The organism is Amycolatopsis sp. (genome assembly GCF_035546795.1).
Lineage (GTDB): Bacteria > Actinomycetota > Actinomycetes > Mycobacteriales > Pseudonocardiaceae > Amycolatopsis_E.
Genome location: NZ_DASZWC010000014.1, coordinates 49,768 through 69,529 on the forward strand (window position 1 = coordinate 49,768; position 19,762 = coordinate 69,529).

Sequence of the window (19,762 nt, forward strand, 5' to 3'; positions counted from 1 at the left end):
ACGGGGCGGAATTCTGCTTACCGTGATCCCGTGTCTTCCCGTCGTAGCGCCAAAATCGTCCCCGCCACGGCCCTGGTTCTGCTCGTCGCAGGTTGTTCGTCCACAGCCGCGACCGGTGCCGACGCGGGCCCGCCGAAGCCCGGCGGCACGCTGACCATCGCCGTCGGCTCCAATCCGGACTGCCTCGATCCCCAGCAGGCGGGCACCAACGCCTCCCTCAACGTGGGCAGGCAGCTCGTCGATTCGCTCACCGACCAGGACCCGGCCACCGGCCAGATCAAGCCGTGGCTGGCCGAGAAATGGGAGAGCAACGCCACTTCCACGAGCTTCACCTTCCACCTGCGTTCCGGTGTCACGTTCTCCGACGGCACCCCGCTGGACGCGAACGCGGTGAAGACCAGCTTCGACGGCATCAAGGCGCTCGGCGCCAAGGCCCAGCTGGGTTCGGGATATCTGGCGTCCTACAGCGGTTCCACCGTGGTCGACCCGCAGACCGTGCGCATCGATTTTTCCGTGCCCAGCGCCCAGTTCCTGCAAGCCAGCTCCACGATGTCGCTCGGCATCCTGGCCCCGGCGGCGTACCAGAAAACGGCGGACCAACGGTGCCAGGGGGACGGGCTGATCGGCTCCGGGCCGTTCGTCTTCACCAGCTTCAAGCAGAATGCCGACATCGTGATCGCCAAGCGCAAGGGCTACGCGTGGGGCTCGTCGCTGTGGCAGCACCAGGGTGAGGCCTACCTCGACAAGGTGGACTACAAGATCGTGCCGGAGCCCGGCGTGCGTACCGGAAGTCTGCTGTCCGGCCAGCTCGACGCGACCACCGAAGTGCAGCCGGTGGACGAGGGACAGTTCCAGGGCAACGGGTTCAGCGAGAACACCCGGCCGAATCCCGGCATCGTGTTCAACCTGCAGGCCAACATCACCCGGGGCGTGCTGGCGGACGAGAAGGTGCGCCAGGCGGTGTCCAAGGGGATCAACCGCCAGGAGGTCACCGACACCGTGCTCAGCCCGAACTACAAACCCGCGACGAGCATCCTCGCCTCCACGACTCCGCTCTACACCGACCTGTCTACCGATCTCGCCTTCGACCCGGCCGGTGCGACGGCCCTGCTCGACGCGGACGGCTGGGTGCCGGGGCCGGACGGGATCCGGGTCAAGAACGGGCAGCGGCTGACCGCGAAGGTGTTGTTCGCCAGCGTGTTCAACCAGAGCCAGAGCGTGCTGGAACTCGTACAGCAGCAGCTCCGCAAGATCGGCTTCGACCTCCAGCTCGAACTGCACACGTCGGCGGAGACCCTGCAGATCCAGCAGCGGTTCGACTACGACTTCCTCTGGTACAACGTGACAAGGGCCGATCCTGACATCCTGCGCAACGGCTTCTCCACCAAGGCGAACAACCGCAGCAGGCTGGCCCCGGGCAACCCGCTGGACGCGCAGCTGGACACCGAAGCGTCCACTGTGGACCCGGCCACCAGGAAGCCTGCCGCCGAACAGGCCCAGCGGATCATCGTCGACCAGGCGTACTCCATCCCGGTCTTCGAACTGACCCAGGTGGTCGCGGTCGGGCAGAACGCGCACGCGGTGAACTTCGAGGCTTCGTCCCGGCTCCAGCTGTTCGACACCTGGGTCTCATGAAGTCCTATCTGCTCAGGCGAATCCTGCAGGCGGTACTGGTCCTGTGGGCGGCGTTCACGCTGTCCTTTGTGATCCTGTACCTCCTGCCGGGCGACGCCGTGCTGGCGAAGATCGCCGGTGGCGAGGGCTCGACCACGCTCACTCCTGCGCAGATCGCGCAGGAGCGGGCGGCGTACGGCCTCGACGAGCCGTGGCCGGTGCAGTACGGAAAGCGCTTGCTCGGCGCGCTGCACGGGGACTTCGGCCGCTCAATCGCCACCGGGGACCAGGCCACGCACCAGGTGCTGACCGCGCTGCCGCCCACGCTGGCGGCGGCCGGGCTCGGCCTGCTGCTGGCGGTGGTCTTCGGTGGCGGGGTGGCGTTGCTGGGCACGTTCACCAGGTTGCGCTGGCTTGGCACGTTCCTGCTTTCGCTGCCCTCGGTCGGCATTTCGCTGCCGGTGTTCTGGGTCGGGCTGGTGCTGGTGCAGATCTTTTCGTTCCAGCTCAGGCTGCTGCCCGCGCTGGGCAACAAGGGTTTCGAGTCGCTGATCCTGCCCGCGATCACGCTCGCCCTGCCGACCGGCGCGGTGATCGGGCAGGTGCTGGCGAAGAGTCTGCGCACCCAGCTCGCCGAGCCCTACGTGGAAATCGTGCAGGCGAAGGGCGCCGGCCGGTCTCGTGTCCACTTCGGACACGCGCTGCGCAACGCGATCATGCCGACGCTGACGCTGGTCGGGGTGATCGCCGGGCAGCTGCTCGCCGGTTCGGTGGTCACCGAGACGGTGTTCTCCCGCGACGGACTCGGCCGGGTGACCGCCACGGCGGTGAACCAGCAGGACATCCCGGTGGTGCAGGCGGTGATCGTGCTGGCCGCGCTGTTCTTCGTCGTGCTCAACCTGGTTGTCGACCTGGTGTATCCGCTGCTTGATCCACGGGTGAGGACCAATGGCTGACGTCTTGACGCTGAGCCGGACGCGTTTCGCCGTCCGGCGCCCGGCGCTGATCCTGAGTGTGCTGGTGCTCGTGCTGGTGGTGGCGTGGGCGATCGTGCCGGACTGGTTCACCGGTTACGACCCGATCGCCGGCATCCCGCGGCAGAAGCTGCAGGGCCCGTCCGCGGCGCACCTGTTCGGCACCGACGAGACAGGCCGCGACGTCTACGCCCGGGTGGTGCACGGCGCCGCGCTTTCGTTGTGGGCGGCCGTGCTCGCGGTGCTGATCGCGCTCGTGACCGGTTCCGTGCTCGGCCTGCTTGCCGGGATGCGGCCGGGCTGGCTGGACTCGGTGATCATGCGAGTGGTGGACGTGCTGCTCGCGGTCCCGTCGATCCTGCTGTCGCTGTCCCTGGTCACCGCTTTGGGGTTCGGCACGACGAAGGTCGCGATCGCCGTCGGTATCGCGAACGTCGCGCACTTCGCCAGGCTGATGCGCGCCGAGGTGCTCCGGGTGCGCACCGGGGTGTTCGTCGAGGCGGCGCGGGCGAGCGGCGTGCGCTGGTTCGGCGTGTTGTACCGGCACGTGCTGCCGAACTCCTCGGGGCCGGTCCTGGCCTTGGCGGTGCTCACCTTCGGCACGGCCGTGCTGGAGATTTCGTCGTTGAGCTTCCTCGGGTTCGGGGCGACGCCGCCGACGCCGGAATGGGGCTCGCTGGTGGCGGGCGGCCGTTCGTACCTGGCCACCGCCTGGTGGATGACGACCTTGCCCGGGTTGGTGATCGCCGCGGTGGTGCTCGCCACGAACCGGGTCTCGCGCGCATTGGACGGAGAGCGCCATGACTGACGAACTGTTGCGCATCAAGGATCTCGAGGTCTCCTACCGGGGTGTGCCCGCGGTGCGCGGTGCCGAGCTGACCGTCCATTCCGGACAGATCGTGGCGGTGGTCGGCGAGTCGGGCTCGGGCAAGACCACCACGGCGCATGCGGCGATCGGTCTGTTGCCACGCGGCGGGCAGGTCGATCAAGGCTCGATCACCTTTGCCGGCAAGGAGTTGACCAGCCTCTCCCCGCGGGCCTGGCGTTCGGTGCGCGGCTGGGAGATCGCGCTCATCCCGCAGGATCCGACGGTGTCCCTGGATCCGGTGCTGCGGATCGGGCCGCAGGTCGCCGAGGTGCTGCGCATCCACGGCCTCGCGGACAAGCGATCCGCGCCGGCACAGGCCGTGGAGTTGTTGCGGCGCGCGGGAATCGACGAGCCGGAGGAGCGTGCCCGGCAGTATCCGCACGAGCTGTCCGGTGGCCTGCGGCAACGAGTGCTGATCGCCGCAGCACTCGCCGGGCGGCCGAAGCTGATCATCGCGGACGAGCCGACGAGCGCGCTCGACGTCACGGTGCAGCGCCAGATCCTCGATCACCTGGAGCAGCTGGCAGCGGAGTCGAACACCGCGATCCTGTTGATCACGCACGATCTCGGGGTGGCGGCGGATCGCGCTTCGCGGATAGCGGTGATGTCCGAAGGGCGCGTGGTCGAGGAAGGCCCGAGCGGCCAGCTGCTCGCGGCGCCGGCGCACGAGTACACCCAGCGCCTGCTGGCTGCCGCGCCAAGCCTTTCCACCACACCGCTGCGCGCGCGGCGTGCCGAGAGCAGCCCGTTCATTTCCGTGCGTGGACTGACGAAGGACTTCGGCGGCCGGCGCGCGGTGGACGACGTGAGTTTCGAGATCGGTCGCGGCCAGACGCTCGCGCTCGTCGGCGAATCGGGTTCGGGCAAGACCACCACCGCCCGGATGCTGCTGCGCCTCACCGAACCCACCGAAGGCACGGTTTCCGTCGACGGGACGGAGCTGACCGGCGTGCGCGGCCGCGAACTGCGGCGGTGGCGCAGGCGGATGCAGCTGATCTACCAGAACCCGTACGCCTCGCTGAACCCGAAGCTCAGCGTCGAACGGATCGTCTCGGAACCTTTGCGCGCCTTCGGTTTGCCCAATCGGTCAGCCGAACTGCTCGACCAGGTCGCGCTACCGTCGGCGATGCTCAGGCGCAAACCGGCGGAGCTCTCCGGCGGGCAACGGCAGCGGGTGGCGATCGCGCGGGCACTGGCGCTGCGGCCGGAGTTCGTGGTATGCGACGAGCCGGTGTCGGCGCTGGACGTGTCGGTGCAGGCGCAGATCCTGGAACTGCTGGTGCGATTGCAGGACGAACTCGGCCTCACCTACCTGTTCATCTCGCACGACCTCGCCGTGGTGCGCCAGGTGGCCGACCGCGTCGGCGTGATGCGCGCCGGAAAGCTCGTCGAAATCGGCCCGGCCGAAGAGGTACTGCATGACCCACGGCACGCGTACACGCAGGAGCTGCTCGCGGCTATTCCGGGCAGGGAGACCGAAGAAGCGGCTTGATCGTCCGGAGGATTTCCCTGGCCACCGCGTCGTTCTGCCGGAATGACACGGAGTTCGTCCGTGGCCGGGTGAAGGCGCCGGCCGAGCGCGCGCTGGTGTGCGGGCCGAGGGAGAACCAGCGGTGCTGCGGCGTGCCGTCCGGCCGTACGACGCGGCCGTCGGCAACGCGGGTGTGGATGCGGCCCGACGGCAGCCCCTGCACGACCTCCTCGGCGAGCTGACCGGTTTCGCGCAGCTGCCGGAGCAGGCCGTCGGACGCGCGGGACAGGCTGGCCGCGGGCAGCCGGGCTTCGATGAGCGTGGACGCCTCGACCTCGCCGGGGAAACTCACGCTGCTGCCGACGTAGCGCCCGTCCTCCAGTGTCACCCGCATTTCCGCACCCAGGAACGAAACAACCCCGGCCTGTTCCAGGGCGAGGAGCTCCTCCAGCCGACGTGGCGGCGGGCCGCTGGCGTAGTAGCTGAAGAACCCGTGGAACCAACCGTCCAAATCGGACACTTGAGAACGCGGATCCAGCCTGCCGGTCGCCACCAGTCCCGGCAGTCTGCCGTACACCGAGAGCATCGCCATGAACGCGCCGAGATCCGCGCTGTACTCCCGGTTCGCGCGGCGCGCCAGGTCTGCCTCGATGTACTCGCGCAGGTGTTTACCGAACGCTTCCGCGGTGTCGAACCGCTTGCCCGTCAGCGGGCGGTCGAGCCTGTCCAGGTCGAGCCGGTCGTCCTCGCCGGGCACGGCGCGCTCGATCAGCGCCCGCATTTCCGCGCTGTCCCAGGCGAAGTCGGCGTACTGGGCGGCGAACTCCGCGAAGCTGAGCGACACGCGACCGGGGTGTCCGGTGAACAGCTCGCTGTAGTAACCCCAGGCGAGTTCCTTCGCGATCAGCGGCCACAGGTCGGCGCGGAAGTCCAGTTCACCGGGGATTTCCGCGATCGCTTCCGGGGTGAAGAACTTCGGCAGCTGCAACGGCTCGCCTTGCAGCCGGTAGCCGGGCTTCGCGTGGTACGGCACACCGCGCCGCGAGCCGACGTGCAGTACCGGCTCACGGCCGCTGGGCTCGTAGTGCAGCCCGCCACCGGGAAGCTCGGTGAAGCGGCCGCCGCGGCCTTCGGTCAGCAACAGCATCAGATCCACGAAGGCGAGCCCGAAACCGCGCACCAGAACGTGTTCGCCGGGCGGCACGGCCGCGTAGTCCACGTCCGCGGTGTAGCCGGCCGGGTAGTACGCCAGCCCGTGCCCGGCGGCTTCGTCGGCCAGGCCCTGTTCCGCCGGATCGGGCTCGGCGTCGAGGTGGCCGACGGTGAGCACGACGATGTCGGCCGCGATGCTGCCGCCGTCGGCCAGCCACACGACGTCGCCTTCGATGTGCGTGGCGCGCGTGTGGTGCTCGACCACCTCGATGCCACGCGGGAGGTCGGTCAGTACCTTGCGGTAAACCCAGCCGAGATAGGCACTCTGCAGCCGCCGGGTCGGAAAGTCCGTACTGGCCAAGGAGTTCAGCTCTTCGCGCAGATCCTCGGCGAGCACATGGTCCACTTCACCCGCCCGCAGCCGCTCCACCCACTCGAACAGCGACGGGCCCGGCCCGATCGGCCCGTCGATCTGCACTGTCTCGTCGGTGAACATCGTGACGTCCTCGGTCATCGAGTTCATCCGCAGCAACGGGGACTGCTCGTACCGCCAGATCCGGCCAGGCCCGGGCGGGAACGGGTCGACGAGGTGCACGACCAGCCGGGCGTCACCGAGCAGTTCCGGGGCGTTCGCGGAGAGCCGTTCCAGCACGCCGACCCCGCGCGGTCCCGCACCGATGATCGCGAGCTGGGCAGGCGGCATGCCTTCGACGCTACGACCGGATCGGCGCGGATGCCCCTGTGTCCGCAATGTGGACACCGTTCGGCTTTGTGACGAGTCACCGCATCCGCTCGATGACGTCCGGCGTCTGGCTGTAAAGCCGCAGCACGCCACCGATGGTGAACTCGGTGAGCAGGTCGATCAGGGCGTCGCGGTCCGGTGCGGAGTCCGGCCAGTTCAGGTTCACGAGGGCCTCGGTCATCGCGAAGTACATCGCGACGAGTGCGGTGTCCGCCCGGCCGGGTTCGATGCCGTACTCCGCCCAGCGCCGACCGCTGGCTTCGGTGTAGATCTCGGCGAGCCGGGACCGCAGCCTGGTCAGCGCCGGATCGCCGGCGCGCTCGGCCTCCTGCAGCACCGGCAGGGCGTCCGGATTCTCCGCGACGTAGGCGAACATGTTCGCGTAGTTGGTGCGCGCCCAGGATTTCAGGTCCAGATCGGCGTCGCCCGAACCGCGCTCGGCGATCGTGGCGTAGGCCTGTTCCTCGACGTCGGCGACCGTCTGCGCGAAGAGCGAATGCTTGTCGCCGAACAGTTCGTAAACGGTCTGCCTCGTCAGCCCGGCCTGCTTGGCGATCTCCTCGATGGTCGCGCCTTGCGGACCCTGTGCGGCGAAGACGTGCCTGGCCGCGGCCAGCGTCAGGGCGCGCTGGTCGTCGACCGGCAGCTTCCGCGGCCGCCCCGGACCACGCTTTCGGGGCATTGACACTGGGAACCCTCACCTCGATCCTTTTTCCGACAACCATGTCGGAAAATAGCTCATCGGGGAGCGAGAATGCGTCTGACACACAGTCGCCGGCTGGCGGCGACTATCACCACGCTGATAAGTCTCGTCTCGCTCGCCGTCGGAGCGGCACCGGCCGGTGCGGCCGACTTCTATGATCCGCCGGCTCCCTTACCGTCGGGCCACGCCGGCGACATCATCCGCCACCAGCCGACGACGTTCTTCCTCGACCCGGTCAAGCTCATCCCGGCCCCCGCGAGCGCGCAGCTGATCATGTACCGCAGCACCGACGCGCATGGCGACCCGGTCGCGGTCACCGGCACCGTGCTCACGCCGACCACACCGTGGACCGGGCCGGGGCAGCGCCCGATCGTCAGCTACGCCGTCGGCACACAGGGAATGGGCGACCAATGCGCGCCGTCCAAGGCGCTGGCCGGTGGTTACGAGTACGAGGGCGTTTTCATCGACGGCCTGCTCACCCGTGGCTACGGCGTCGTGCTCACCGACTACGAAGGTCTCGGCACGCCGGGCGTGCACACGTACGTCAACCGCAAGGCCGAGGGCTACGCGGTGCTCGACGCGGCCCGTGCCGCACAACGGCTTCCCGACGCGCACCTGCCTTCGAACGGCCCGATCGCGATCGCCGGATACTCACAGGGCGGCGGCGCTTCCGCCGCGGCAGCTGAACTTCAGCCGACCTACGCGCCGGAGCTGGATCTCAAGGGCGCGTACGCCGGTGCTCCGCCCGCGGACCTCGCCGCCGTCGCCAAGAGCCTCGACGGGCAGTACGCCGTTGGCTTCCTGATGTTCGCCGTGGCGAGCATGAACTACGCCTACCCCGAGCTGAACATCCCGGCACTGCTCAACGAGAAGGGTAAGGCGCTGGAATCCGCCGTCGAGACCGAATGCACGGTGGACGGGCTGGTCAAGAACGCCTTCACCAAGACCGCCGACCTGACCGCCGACGGGCGCCCGATCACCGACTACCTCGCCGACGAGCCGTTCGCCTCGGTGGTCGCCGAGCAGCTGATCGGCACCATCGCGCCGAAGGTCCCGGTGCTGGTCGAACACAGCTCGGCCGACGACATCGTGCCGTTCGAGCAGGGCCGCCAGATGGCGCGCTCGTGGTGCTCCGAAGGCGCGACCGTGCAGTTCGATGCCCTCGCCGTCCCCACGCATGTCGGAGGCTTCGTCGCCGCTTACCCGGCAGCGCTGAACTGGCTGGACGGACGACTCAAGGGCGCACCCGCCCCCGACAACTGCGGAGCGTTCTAGATGGTCCGGCTGACGGTCTACTTCAGCCCGGTCGCCTCGGCGGCGGCCGGGTCGGAGTCGGCGATGAACGTCCGGCAGCGGTCGTACTCGTCGGACTCCCCGATGCGTTCGGCCGCCTTGCCCAGCACCGCCAGTGCGCGCAGGAAACCCTGGTTGGGCCGGTGGCTCCACGGGATCGGGCCGAAGCCCTTCCAGCCGGCGCGGCGCAGCTGATCGAGGCCGCGGTGATACCCGGTGCGGGCGTACGCGTACGCGGCGACGATCTCGCCCGCCTCAAGTGACTTCTCGGCGAGCGCGGCCCAGGCTTCACTGAAATCCGGGTGCTCCGCGGCGACCTCGGCGGGATCGGTCCCGGCGTCGAGCGCGGCCTCCGGGCCGCTGCGTTCGGGCAGACGGGTCGGCTCGGGGCCCAGCAGGTTGTGCGTCATGCCGCCATCCTGCCTCTTCGGGAGATTGTTTCCGGAACCGGCTTGCATGGCGGTGCGAGTAGCGGCCCCTCCCGTCGCCCAGAACCCGCAGCAGTGCAGGCTGCCGGCCCACCGCAAGCGGCTCCGCGACGTTGAAATTCAAGCTAGAAGAACAGGCTCGCCAGGACCCCACTGCCGAGGAGCACAAGGCAGGCGACCAGAACCGCGGCGACCATTCGTTTCGGCATCACGGGCGGCCACCTTGCCGAACAAGCCGCGATCGGCGCAAATCCTTCACACCTCAGGGTGATCCCTGATTTTCGGACATAGCCGTCCTGCGGCACGTCGGGACCGTGTTTGATGAGCGCATGACGATGGCGGTGGCGGGCAATCCGGTCGCGAAGACGAAGCAGTTCTTCGCCGAGCACTGGGAGCGTGGCGCGCCCGGCCGACCGACTCCTCAGTGGGTGCTGCGCTTCGCCTACGGCATGTGGCTCGTGGCGTTCGCGTTCAAGCTGCTCGGCTCGTCCTGGGACGTGTCATGGCACTTCAAGTTCATCCGCGACGACCTGGCGCCCCCGCACCTGATCAACACCGTGGGCACCGGGATCGTGATCGTGCTGGTCGCCATCCACAGCTACACCGGGCTCGGCTGCGACCGCCGCTCGCTGCGGCTGATGCAGTCCGGGCTCGGGCTGTTCCTGCTCGCCGCGCCGCTGGACGTGATCAACCACCGGATCAACGGGCTCGACCTGACCGCGTGGAGCCCGACGCACCTGCTGCTCTACCTGGGCACGGGCGTGATGCTCGCCGGGGTGATCACGGGCTGGCTGAAGCTCGCGGAGCCGGGCCGGTTCCGCACCCTGGTGCTGACGGGGCTGTGGGTTTTCTTCCTGGAGAACACTTTCTTCCCCAACGGGCAGCAGGAGTACGGCATCATCGGCCTGCGCGCATGGGAGCGCGGCGCGCCCGAAGCGGAGCCCTCGCTGCTGAACTTCGCCGCCGCGCAGATCGGGCATCCGGTGGACCGTACGGCGGTGCTGCACTTCACGATGCCCATCGCGGACTGGGTCTATCCGTTGTGGGGCATCGGGGTTTCGGCGCTGGTGCTCACGCTGGCGCGGCACACGCTCAAGCACCGCTGGGCCGCGACGAGCGTGGCGGCCGCGTATGTCGCCTACCGGATGGTGATCTGGCCGCTGCTCGTCGCCGGCACTTTCCCGGCTTCGACGATCCCGTTCTACCTGGTGTTCGTCGGCCTCGCGGTGGATCTCGGCCACCGCCGCGGACTGCTCACCGGCGTGCTGGTCGCGGTGTTCGGCTATGGAGTGCTGTGGCTGCAGAGCCTGTCGGACATCGCGCCACCGTTCGCCTGGTGGACGGCGCCGATCGTGCTCGCCGCCGTCGCCCTGGTGTACCGGGCGACGACGGCGAGCCTGAACGCTAGAGCTTCTTCCCGGCCGACTTGAGGTTCTGCGCGGCTTCGACGACCCGCTCCGCCATGCCGGCTTCGGCCTTCTTCAGGTAGCTGCGCGGGTCGTAGGTCTTCTTGTTGCCGACTTCACCGTCGATCTTGAGCACCCCGTCGTAGTTCTTGAAGAAGTGGTCCGCGATCGGCCGCGAGAACGCGTACTGGGTGTCGGTGTCGACGTTCATCTTCACCACGCCGTACGACAGCGCCTCGTGGATCTCCTCCAGCAGCGAGCCGGACCCACCGTGGAAGACCAGCTCGAACGGCTTCGAACCGGCGGCCAGCCCCAGCTTCTCCGACGCGACCTCCTGGCCACGCTTGAGCACGTCCGGCTTGAGCTGGACCGCGCCCGGCTTGTACGCGCCGTGCACGTTGCCGAAGGTGGCGGCCAGCAGGTAGCGGCCCTTGTCACCGGAGCCGAGCGCGTCGATCGTCTTCACGAAGTCGCCCTCGGCGGTGTACAGCTTCTCGTTGATCTCGTTCGAGACGCCGTCCTCCTCACCGCCGACGACGCCGATCTCGACCTCGAGGATGATCTTCGCCGCGGCCGCCCGCTCCAGCAGGTCCGCCGCGATCTTGAGGTTCTCGTCGAGGTCGATCGCCGAGCCGTCCCACATGTGCGACTGGAACAGTGGGTTCTCCCCGCGGGCCACGCGCTCCCGCGAGATCGCGATCAGCGGGTTGGCGAACCCGTCCAGCTTGTCCTTCGGGCAGTGGTCGGTGTGCAGCGCGACGTTCACCGGGTACTTGTCCGCGACCACGTGGGCGAACTCGGCGAGCGCGGAGGCGCCGGTCACCATGTCCTTGACGTTGGTGCCGGACAGGAACTCCGCACCGCCCGTCGAGACCTGGACGATGCCGTCGCTCTCCGCGTCGGCGAAGCCCTTGAGCGCGGCGTGCAGGGTCTCCGACGAGGTCACGTTGATAGCCGGGTAAGCGAACTCGCCTCCCTTGGCCCTGTCCAGCATCTCGGCATAGACCTCGGGGGTGGCGATGGGCATCGTTGATCCTCCTAGCAGGTGGTACAGCTGGTGCCCGAATCGTACGAGGTCCGGCCCAAGACCACTATGAGAGCAGGAGCTGCGCCACAGCCCGGTAGCCCGGCAGCGGGTCCTCGTCGAGCACCTGGACGCACACCTGGTCCGCGCCGGCGTCGAGGTGCGCGGTGATCCCGGCGGCGATTTCCGCCGCGCTCCCGTGCAGGGCCAGCGCGTCGACCAGCCTGTCGCTGCCGGGGCTGGCGACATCGGCGTCGTCCCAGCCGAGCCGCTTGAGGTTGCTCACGTAGTTGCGCAGGTGCAGGTACGGGTTGTCCACCTTCGCCCGGCCGATCGCGCGGGCGGCCACCGGATCGGTTTCGAAGACCACCTTCTGCTCCGGTACGAGCAACGCGTCCGGGCCAAGGATCTCGCGGGCCTGGCGGGTGTGCTCCGGCGTCGTCAGGTACGGGTGCGCGCCCGCCGCGCGCTCGGCGGAGAGCTTGAGCACCTTGGGCCCGAGCGCCGCGAGTACACGCTCCTTGACCGGTACACCGGCCTCGTCGAGCTGGTCGAGGTATTCGACGATCTTGTCGTAGGGCTTCTGGTAGACCTGGGTCGCTTCGGGGTGGCCGATGCCGACACCGAGCAGGAACCGGCCGGGGTGCCGCGCCGCGATGCGGTGGTAGGAGGCGCCGACGGTGGCCGCGTCGTCGGACCACATGTTCACGATCCCGGTCGCGACGACGATGTGTTCGGTGGCGTCGAGCAGCTGGTCGACGAGCGCCAGCTCCCCGTTCGGCGAGCCGCCGATCCAGATCGCCCCGTAGCCGAGGTTCTCGACCTCCTGGGCGAGTTCCGGGCTCAGCTGAGTCGCGCCGCGCCAGATACCGATCTTCCCGAGTGCGTTCACCATGTCCGTCCCAACGGACGGCCGCCCGGGTTTCATTCCTCTATTTTGGGGGCATGGCGAAAATCGGTAACAGCGATCTCGACGTGTACGGGCTCAACCTCGGCGGCAACGTCTTCGGCTGGACAGCGGACAAGCAGCAGTCGTTCACCGTGCTGGACGCCTATGCCGCGGCCGGCGGGAACTTCGTCGACACGGCCGATTCGTACATGGCCCGCGTTCCCGGCAATTCCGGCGGCGAGTCCGAGACGATCATCGGCGAATGGCTGGCCGGGCGCGGCAACCGCGACGAGTTCGTCATCGCCACCAAGGTCGGCAGCTGGGCGAAACGCCCCGGCCTGTCCGCGCGCAACATCCGCGAGGCGGCCGAGGATTCGTTGCGGCGCCTGCAAACCGACCACATCGACCTGTATTACGCGCACAAGCCGGATCCGGACACCCCGCTGGAGGAGACCCTCGCGGCGTTCGACGAACTGGTGCGCGCGGGCAAGGTCCGCTACATCGCGGGCTCCAACTACACCGCCGAAGGGCTGGCCGAAGCACTGTCCATTTCGGACAAGAACGGCCTCGCCAGGTTCGTCGCGCTGCAGCCGCACTACAACCTCGTGGAGCGCGAGTTCGAGCAGGATCTCGCGCCGCTGCTGCAGCAGGAGGGCTTGTCCTGCCTGCCCTACTTCTCGTTGGCGAAGGGCTTTCTGACCGGGAAGTACCGCTCGCGCGAGGCGAACGCGGACAGCCCGCGTGCCGAGGGCGCGGTGTCCTACCTGGATCACCGGGGTGAGCGCGTGCTGGAGGCGCTCGACGAGATCGCGGCCGCGCACGGCAGTTCGCCCGCTGCTGTCTCGCTGGCGTGGCTGGCCGCGCAGCCGACGGTGGCGGCGCCGATCGCGAGCGCGCGCAACACGGAGCAGCTGGCCGACCTGGTGGCCTCCGTGGAGCTGCGGCTGACCAGCGACGAACTGGCCCGGCTGTCGGATGCTTCCTCCACGAACTGACCCTACTGGGGAGTAGCTTACTGACGGTAGGGTGCGGTACGGTGCGACCATGGCCAACGCACTGTGTCGTTCCTACCAATCCGGCGGCAGCTACGGCGGAAACGGGTTTCTATGAGCACGTCGGCTGCAGACCGTATCCGCCTACTTTCGGCCGGATCGGTAAAAGGCAAGGTCGTGCTCATCACCGGGGCTGCGCGCGGCATCGGCGCGGGGCTGGCCGAGCGGCTCGCCGCGCGTGGCGCCAAGGTGGCTCTGGTCGGGCTCGAAGCCGAGGAACAGCAGAAGGTCGCCGACCGGATCGGCGCCGCCGCGCACGCCTGGGAAGCCGACGTGACGGACTGGGACGCGCTGGAGCGGGCGACGGCCGGGGTCGTCGAGCACTTCGGCCGGATCGACATCGTGATCGCCAACGCCGGCATCGCCACCACCGGATTCGTCCGCTCGGTCGACCGGGCGGCCTTCGAGAAGGTCATCGAGGTGGACCTGCTCGGCGTGTGGCGCACTTTCCGGGTCACGCTGCCACACGTGATCGAGAGCAAGGGCTATTTGCTCGCGATCTCCTCGCTGGCCGCGATCACGCACGCGCCGGGGATGGCGAACTACGCCGCCGCCAAGGCCGGGGTCGAGGCGTTCTGCAACAGCCTGCGCGCCGAGGTGGCGCACCTTGGCGTGAAGGTCGGCGTCGCGCACCCCACCTGGATCCGCACCGACCTGGTGGAAAGCGCCGACGCGCACCCGGTGTTCGGCAAGGTGCGCGGCAGCATGCCCGGCCTGCTCGGCAAGACCTACCCGCTCGAAGTGGCGCTCGACGACCTCGAGGCCGGAGTGCTCAAGCGGGCCAGGACCATCCACGTGCCGCGCTGGGTCGGTGCGCTGAAACTGCTGCGTGCGTTCCTGCCGCCGATCATCGAGCTCGGTTCGCGCAGCCGGATCCCGGCCGCGGACAAGGCCGCGATCGAGGACATCAAGGCCCGCGGTTCGCGCGAAGCGGCCGTCACCGGCCACGGCGGACGAGCCGCTACGCGCTGATCGTCAGGGAACCCAGGAGCCGAGGACGGGCGAGAACTCGCGGAAGGTCCGTTCCGCGAGCGCGCCTTCGAGGTGGTACGGATCCGTGTCGAGGATCTTCACCAGTGCCGCCTCGTCCTCGGCCTGGAAGATCATCACGCCCCCGCTGCCGTCGCCGAACGGGCCGGCCACCGTGCAGACGCCCTCGTCCGACAGCTTGCGCAGGAACTCCCGGTGCCGCGGCCGCACCTCCCCGAACTTCTCCGGCACGTAACGGGTTTCCACCAGGAACCAGGCCATCGAACGCCTCCCGACCGACTTCGGCTGTCCGCCTGCACGCTACCTGTCGTGAGCTATGGCCGACCCGGTGCAACCCGATACTCTTGGCGCGCGTCGAAGATGTGACAACGGGCGAGGGACGGGCAGGATCTAGATGCCGGAAGGCAGTGCGGAGCGCAGTGTCGAGCGCACCCTGGGACATTTGCGGACGATCGACGGTTTCGAACAGGTTCCCAGCCAGCCCACCGCGCCGCTGACGCTGGAAGATCTCTACCGCACCCACCGGATGCGGTTGGTGCGCCTGGCGATCCTGCTCGTCGACGAGCCGGCCACCGCGGAGGACGTGGTGCAGGAGGCGTTCACCGGGCTGTACCGCAACTGGGGCAGGCTACGGGACGCGGCGGCGGCCGTCGGTTATCTGCGCACCGCCGTGGTCAACGGGTCACGGAGTGTGTTGCGCCGCCGCAAGACGGCGCGTGAATACGTCCCGCCGCACGCGGTGAACGCCCGCTCGGCGGAGAGTCTCGCGATGTTGTCGAGCGAGCACCAGGCCGTGGTCAGCGCGCTGGGCAAGCTGCCGCCGCGGCAACGCGAGGTGCTCGTGCTGCGCTACTACGGCGGCCTGAGCGAGGCGGAGATCTCGGAGGCCGCCGGGATTTCCAAGGGCACGGTCAAATCCACGGCGAGCCGGGCACTCGAATCGCTGCAGAAAGCCATGAGCGGCTGACGTCTTGTTGGTCCAGACCAATATATGCTGGGTTCCGTGACGGACCTCGTGCTCACCGGCGGCAAGCTGGCACTCCCCGAAGGCTTGGTCGATGACGGCTGGTTGTCGGTGTCCGGAGCGAGAATTTCCGGCGTCGGCACCGGTACCCCGCCGAGCGGCACCACGGTCGAACTACACGGCGCGCTCGTGGTGCCCGGCTTCATCGACAGTCACTGCCACGGCGGTGGAGGCGGTTCGTTCTCCAGCGGCGACCCGAAGGAGATCCTGCGCGCCATTCACGCGCACCGGCGGCACGGCACCACGACGATGCTGGCCAGCCTGGTCTCCGAGCCGATCCGCTCGCTGGTGAGCCAGCAGTCCGCGCTGCGTGAGCTGGTCGAGGAGGGGGAGCTGGCGGGGATCCACCTGGAGGGCCCGTTCATCGCCGCCGCCCGCTGCGGCGCGCACGATCCGGCCGTACTGCTCGAACCGGACACAGCCGCCGTCGACGCGCTGTTGCGCGCCGGCCGTGGCGCGGTCCGCATGGTCACGCTCGCCCCGGAGCTGGCAGGCGGTGTGCGCGCGGTCCGGCAGCTCACCGAGGCCGGGGTCATCGCCGCCATCGGGCACACCGACGGCACCGAGGAGCAGATCCGGCCTGCCATCGACGCGGGCGCGACCGTCGGCACGCACCTGTTCAACGGCATGCGCCCGCTGCACCACCGCGAACCGGGCCCGATCGGCGCGCTGCTCGACGACGAACGGGTCACCGTCGAACTGATCTGCGACCTGGTGCACGTCCACCCGACGGTGCTGCGGCTGGCCGCGACGTATGCCGGGCGGGGGCGGACCCTGCTCATCACGGACGCCATGTCGGCCACCGATGCCGCCGACGGCCGTTACCACCTTGGGCGGCTGGAGGTCGACGTGCGGGACGGCGTGGCCACCGTCGCCGAGACGGGTGCGCTGGCCGGCAGCACGCTGACCATGGACGTGGCGTTCCGCAACCTGGTCCACGGCGCCGGCATGACCGTGCCGGACGCCGTGCGCGCCACCTCGGGACGGCCGGCGGAGCTGCTAGGTCTGACCGAGCAGACCGGTTCGCTGGAGGCCGGACTTGCCGCCGACCTGGTCGTGCTCGACGACGATCTCCGCCCCTTGCGGGTGCTTCGCCGGGGCGAGTGGGTCCGCTGACCCGGCGCTATCGGCCGAGTGACTCACCCGACTAGGCTGAAGAGGGTGAGCGAGCTTCAGGATCCGGAGCGCCTCCTGGCCGAGGCGCTGAAAGCGCAGGCGCGCAGCGCCCCGCCACCGGACCATGCGGCGACGGCGGGCAATCAGGCGGCGGGCAGTCAGCTGCCGCCGCAGTACGGGCTGCTCTCCGGCGCCGACGGCAGCGCGCTGGCACGGGAACACGCCGCGCTCGAGCCGCCCACGGTGCGTCACCCCGTGCCGAAGGCCAAACCATCGCCCGCGGGTCTGCCGGTCTACTGGATCCTCGTGCTGGCAGTACTTCTCGGCTTGGCCACCGGCGCCGTGATCGGTCTGATCACGTTGTTGTGAGTGCGGGCTCAGCCACGACATAGGGTGACCCTGTACCGTTTTTGTCGTGATGCTCGCCGAAACGACGACCACGCTGGCCCTGATGCCCAAGTGGTTCAACCCGGAGTACCTGCTGACCCAGTTCGGCGCGTACGTGATCGTCGGGCTGTGCCTGGTCATCTTCATCGAAAGCAGCATCTTCCCGGTGCTGCCCGGCGATTCACTGCTGTTCACCGCGGGTCTGTTCGTCGCACAGGGCTCGATCCACACGCCGTTGTGGCTGGTGTGCCTGGTCGTCAGCGTCGCCGCGCTGCTGGGCAACGCGGTCGGGTACTTCCTCGGCTACAAGGTGGGCCCGGCGCTGTTCAAACGGCCGGATTCCAAGTTCTTCAAACAGGAGTACGTCGACAAGACGCACGCGTTCCTGGAGAAGCACGGCCCGAAGGCGGTCGTGCTCGCCCGGTTCGTGCCGTTCGTGCGGACGTTCATCACCTGGATCGCCGGTGTCGGCCGGATGGATCCGAAGAAGTACTTCACCTACACGATCATCGGTGGCATCGCCTGGGCAGGCGGCATCACCGCGCTCGGGCACGTGCTGGGCAACATCTCGTTCATCAAGAACAACATCGAGGCCATCTTCATCCTGATCGTGCTGGTCTCGGTGGTGCCGCTGGTGATCGAGTACGCCCGCAACCGTCGCCAGAAGAAGCTCGCCCCGGAGCAGGACGCCGAAGTCACGCAGCAGATCCCGGCCGCCGAGGTCACCCAGCAGATCCCGCGGACCGAGCGTTAGTCCAGCGAGAACATCGAGCCGGGGTTGAACAGGCGCCCCGGGTCGAGCGCCTGCTTGATCTGCCGATGCACCCGCATCGCCACCGGGCCGGCTTCGCGTTCGAGCCAGTCCCGTTTGATCTTGCCGACCCCGTGTTCGCCGGTCACTGTGCCGCCCAGGGCCAGCCCGACTTCGAGTATCGCGTCGAAAGCCTTGCGGGCCCTGGCGAACTCCTCCGGTGAGTCGGGGGCGTAGACGATGGTCGGATGCATGTTGCCGTCGCCGGCGTGCCCGACGACCGCGATCCGCAGCCCCACTTCTTCGCTGATGCGCTCGCAGCCGGCGATCAACTCGGCGATGCGAGTGCGCGGCACGCTCACGTCGTCGGTGAGCCACACGCCGTACTGCTCCAACGCCGTGAGCACCACCCGGCGCGCCTGCAGCAGCATCTTGCCTTCGGCCACATCGTCGGTGGCGTAAGCCATCGTGGCTCCGCAGTCCAGGCAGATCCGCTCCAGTGCGGACAGTTCATGCCGCGCCGCTTCGCCGCCCGCGTCGGACTGGCAGAGCAGCAACGCCTGGCAGTCCGAACCCGCACCGAGGTCGGTGTTCAGATACGACTCCGCGGCCTTGATGGAACTCGCGTCCATGATCTCCATCAGCGAGGGCACCAGCCCCTCGCGCACCACCCTGGCGACGGCCTCGCCCGCCTTCTCCGTCGAATCGAAACCGGCGACCAGCGTGCCGGGCGCCTGCGGCAACGGGCGCAGCGCGACGGTGGCTTCGGTGATGATGCCGAGCGTGCCCTCACTGCCGATGAACAGCTTCGTCAGGTCATAGCCCGCCACGCCCTTCACCGTGCGGCGCCCGGTGCGCAGCACCGACCCGTCGGCGAGCACGACTTCCAGCCCCAGCACGGAATCCGTGGTGACCCCGTACTTCACGCAGCACAGCCCGCCCGCGTTGGTGGAGAGGTTCCCGCCGATGGTGCACCAGTCGTAGCTCGACGGGTCGGGCGGATAGAACAGCCCGTGCTCCTCGACCGCGTTGCGGAAGTCCAGGTTGACCACGCCCGGCTGCACCACGGCCAGCCGGTTGCCCGCGTCGATCTCGACGATCCGGTCGAACTTGGTCATCACCAGCACGACGCAGCCGTCGATCGCGTTCGCGGCACCGGACAGGCCGCTGCCCGCACCGCGCGGCACGATCGGCACCTTCGCTTCAGCGCAGGCGCGGACCGTCGCCTGAACTCCGGCCACATCCGTCGGCAGCACGACTGCCAGCGGCTTTCCGTTGGGAGCCAACGGCATCATGTCGCGCGAGTAGCTCGCGACAACATCGGGATCGGTGAGTACGGCTTCTTTGCCCAGGGCGGCACGGAGTTCCGTCAGCAGCGCGTCCATCCCGTCATGGTAGGTGGATTATCCGCACTGCGGAAGATTATTTCCGTATCGCGTCAGCGGGCGAAGCCGATGATCCGCTCGACCGGAATCCGCAGCACCAGCCGCCCGTCGCTGACCATCGCCGCGCGGTACTCGTCCCAGTCCGGGTGCTCGCCGCCGATCTTGCGGTAGAGGTCGATCAGCTCCTCCACGGTCGCGTCGTGCGGGTCCTTGGCCACCGGCGTCAGCTCCGCTGTGCCCTCGACAGCGGCGTACGACCAGCCGTCGGCTGAGGTCACGTAGTAAGTGGCCCGGGGGTCGCGGCGCAGATTGCGCGTCTTCGCGCGGCTGTCGGTGACTGAGACCAGGATCTTGCGGGTACTGGAATCGTAGAAGTGGCTGACGTTCGAGAGCTGGGGTCGGCCATCGCGCCGGATCGTGGCAAGTACGCCGAATGGTCGGTCGGTGAGCAGCTTGTACAGAGCGTCGTCGGTCATGCCTTCGCAAACGGTGT

General features: G+C 68.6%; 20 protein-coding genes. 12 read left to right on the forward strand and 8 right to left on the reverse strand.

From position 1 onward, the window contains the following. The first annotated feature begins 30 nt into the window (after nucleotides 1-30). From VHD82_RS10400 to VHD82_RS10415, 4 genes are read left to right on the forward strand one after another with little or no spacing between them, the layout of a single operon-like run. Nucleotides 31-1,635: an ABC transporter substrate-binding protein gene (locus VHD82_RS10400; protein WP_325700270.1), complete on the forward strand. Its 1,605-nt coding sequence runs from the start codon at nucleotides 31-33 to the stop codon at nucleotides 1,633-1,635. Continuing rightward, complete coding sequence (locus tag VHD82_RS10405; RefSeq protein ID WP_325700273.1) at nucleotides 1,632-2,570, forward strand: ABC transporter permease; 939 nt, start codon at nucleotides 1,632-1,634, stop codon at nucleotides 2,568-2,570. The genes VHD82_RS10400 and VHD82_RS10405 overlap by 4 nt, the downstream gene beginning before the upstream one ends. Further along, nucleotides 2,563-3,396, forward strand: coding sequence for an ABC transporter permease (locus VHD82_RS10410; RefSeq protein WP_325700277.1), 834 nt, complete (start codon nucleotides 2,563-2,565; stop codon nucleotides 3,394-3,396). The genes VHD82_RS10405 and VHD82_RS10410 overlap by 8 nt, the downstream gene beginning before the upstream one ends. Then, a complete protein-coding gene (locus VHD82_RS10415) occupies nucleotides 3,389-4,948 on the forward strand; it encodes an ABC transporter ATP-binding protein (protein ID WP_325700280.1) in 1,560 nt (519 codons plus the stop codon). The genes VHD82_RS10410 and VHD82_RS10415 overlap by 8 nt, the downstream gene beginning before the upstream one ends. Here VHD82_RS10415 and VHD82_RS10420 read toward each other — a convergent pair. Both VHD82_RS10420 and VHD82_RS10425 read right to left on the reverse strand, forming a co-directional pair. Continuing rightward, entirely contained in the window at nucleotides 4,914-6,782 is a 1,869-nt protein-coding gene (locus VHD82_RS10420) for an FAD/NAD(P)-binding protein (protein ID WP_325700283.1), read from the reverse strand. The genes VHD82_RS10415 and VHD82_RS10420 overlap by 35 nt on opposite strands. A gap of 76 nt (nucleotides 6,783-6,858) precedes the next feature. Further along, entirely contained in the window at nucleotides 6,859-7,503 is a 645-nt protein-coding gene (locus VHD82_RS10425; protein WP_325700286.1) for a TetR/AcrR family transcriptional regulator, read from the reverse strand. A gap of 72 nt (nucleotides 7,504-7,575) precedes the next feature. On the opposite strand from VHD82_RS10425, the gene VHD82_RS10430 reads away from it, so the two are divergent. After that, nucleotides 7,576-8,799, forward strand: coding sequence for a lipase family protein (locus tag VHD82_RS10430; protein ID WP_325700289.1), 1,224 nt, complete (start codon nucleotides 7,576-7,578; stop codon nucleotides 8,797-8,799). Nucleotides 8,800-8,816: 17 nt separating this feature from the next. On the opposite strand, the gene VHD82_RS10435 is transcribed toward VHD82_RS10430, so the two are convergent. Beyond that, on the reverse strand, nucleotides 8,817-9,227 hold the full coding sequence (locus VHD82_RS10435; RefSeq protein WP_325700292.1) for a DUF3151 domain-containing protein: 411 nt from the start codon (nucleotides 9,225-9,227) through the stop codon (nucleotides 8,817-8,819). 347 nt (nucleotides 9,228-9,574) lie between these two features. Here VHD82_RS10435 and VHD82_RS10440 point away from each other — a divergent pair, with 347 nt between their 5' ends. After that, entirely contained in the window at nucleotides 9,575-10,675 is a 1,101-nt protein-coding gene (locus VHD82_RS10440; RefSeq protein ID WP_325700295.1) for a hypothetical protein, read from the forward strand. Here the strand turns inward: VHD82_RS10440 and fbaA are convergent. After that, entirely contained in the window at nucleotides 10,650-11,678 is a 1,029-nt protein-coding gene (fbaA, locus tag VHD82_RS10445; RefSeq protein ID WP_325700298.1) for a class II fructose-bisphosphate aldolase, read from the reverse strand. The genes VHD82_RS10440 and fbaA overlap by 26 nt on opposite strands. Nucleotides 11,679-11,742: 64 nt before the next feature. Next, nucleotides 11,743-12,570, reverse strand: coding sequence for an LLM class F420-dependent oxidoreductase (locus VHD82_RS10450; RefSeq protein WP_325700300.1), 828 nt, complete (start codon nucleotides 12,568-12,570; stop codon nucleotides 11,743-11,745). Between the two features lie 50 nt (nucleotides 12,571-12,620). Between VHD82_RS10450 and VHD82_RS10455 the strand changes: the two genes are divergently transcribed. Further along, entirely contained in the window at nucleotides 12,621-13,559 is a 939-nt protein-coding gene (locus tag VHD82_RS10455) for an aldo/keto reductase (RefSeq protein ID WP_325700303.1), read from the forward strand. 111 nt (nucleotides 13,560-13,670) lie between these two features. Next, nucleotides 13,671-14,588 carry an SDR family oxidoreductase gene (locus tag VHD82_RS10460; RefSeq protein WP_325700306.1) on the forward strand — a complete coding sequence of 306 codons (918 nt, stop codon included), beginning with the start codon at nucleotides 13,671-13,673 and terminating at the stop codon, nucleotides 14,586-14,588. Nucleotides 14,589-14,591: 3 nt separating this feature from the next. Here VHD82_RS10460 and VHD82_RS10465 read toward each other — a convergent pair whose 3' ends face one another. Next, a complete protein-coding gene (locus VHD82_RS10465) occupies nucleotides 14,592-14,867 on the reverse strand; it encodes a YciI family protein (protein WP_325700309.1) in 276 nt (91 codons plus the stop codon). 133 nt (nucleotides 14,868-15,000) lie between these two features. Between VHD82_RS10465 and VHD82_RS10470 the strand changes: the two genes are divergently transcribed. The 4 genes from VHD82_RS10470 to VHD82_RS10485 are packed head-to-tail and all read left to right on the forward strand — an operon-like array spanning nucleotide 15,001 to nucleotide 17,887. Further along, nucleotides 15,001-15,573 (forward strand): SigE family RNA polymerase sigma factor, encoded by a 573-nt coding sequence (locus VHD82_RS10470; RefSeq protein WP_325700312.1) that lies wholly within the window; start codon nucleotides 15,001-15,003, stop codon nucleotides 15,571-15,573. Nucleotides 15,574-15,597: 24 nt separating this feature from the next. Next, nucleotides 15,598-16,746: an N-acetylglucosamine-6-phosphate deacetylase gene (gene nagA, locus VHD82_RS10475; RefSeq protein WP_414637485.1), complete on the forward strand. Its 1,149-nt coding sequence runs from the start codon at nucleotides 15,598-15,600 to the stop codon at nucleotides 16,744-16,746. Between the two features lie 45 nt (nucleotides 16,747-16,791). Beyond that, entirely contained in the window at nucleotides 16,792-17,115 is a 324-nt protein-coding gene (locus tag VHD82_RS10480) for a hypothetical protein (protein WP_325700315.1), read from the forward strand. A gap of 49 nt (nucleotides 17,116-17,164) precedes the next feature. Beyond that, the gene (locus tag VHD82_RS10485) at nucleotides 17,165-17,887 is read left to right on the forward strand and encodes a DedA family protein (RefSeq protein WP_325700493.1); all 723 of its coding nucleotides are present in this window, start codon (nucleotides 17,165-17,167) and stop codon (nucleotides 17,885-17,887) included. Here the strand turns inward: VHD82_RS10485 and VHD82_RS10490 are convergent. Next, on the reverse strand, nucleotides 17,884-19,269 hold the full coding sequence (locus VHD82_RS10490) for an FAD-binding oxidoreductase (protein WP_325700318.1): 1,386 nt from the start codon (nucleotides 19,267-19,269) through the stop codon (nucleotides 17,884-17,886). The genes VHD82_RS10485 and VHD82_RS10490 overlap by 4 nt on opposite strands. 53 nt (nucleotides 19,270-19,322) lie before the next feature. Beyond that, a complete protein-coding gene (locus VHD82_RS10495; protein WP_325700321.1) occupies nucleotides 19,323-19,745 on the reverse strand; it encodes a PPOX class F420-dependent oxidoreductase in 423 nt (140 codons plus the stop codon). Nucleotides 19,746-19,762: the final 17 nt, after the last annotated feature.